Annotated in this window: 1 protein-coding gene; it reads right to left on the bottom strand. The window is 68.1% G+C overall.

The annotated features are described in order from the left end of the window. On the bottom strand, nucleotides 1-313 hold a 313-nt coding region (locus Q1A87_RS23920), incomplete at both ends, for a nitroreductase family protein (RefSeq protein ID WP_299657409.1).

Raw genomic sequence — 313 nt, 5'->3', positions numbered from 1 at the left:
CACCAGCCCGGCCGCACGCTGCGCCGAGCCAAAGGCTCCGCGCGCGGCCTCCTACACCACAGGGTGGGACACTATCACAGAGGTAGCCGGTGAGAGACCAGTTCGACGGCACATCGAGCACTGCGGCAACGGCATCGGGATCGAGGATGGAGACCCAGCCGAGCCCGATATTCTCCGCCCGGGCCGCCAGCCAGAGCGTATGGATTGCCATCACGGTCGAATAGGCCAGCGTCTCCGGCATCGTCCTGCGCCCGAGACCCCGGCCTTCCCGGACGGCATGGTCGGTGAAGACCGCGAGGTGAACGGGCGCCTC

The sequence above is a fragment of the uncultured Jannaschia sp. genome, assembly GCF_947494055.1.
Classification (GTDB): domain Bacteria; phylum Pseudomonadota; class Alphaproteobacteria; order Rhodobacterales; family Rhodobacteraceae; genus Jannaschia.
Note: the sequence above shows the minus strand (reverse complement) of the source record. Positions and strands in the feature narration are given on the sequence as shown.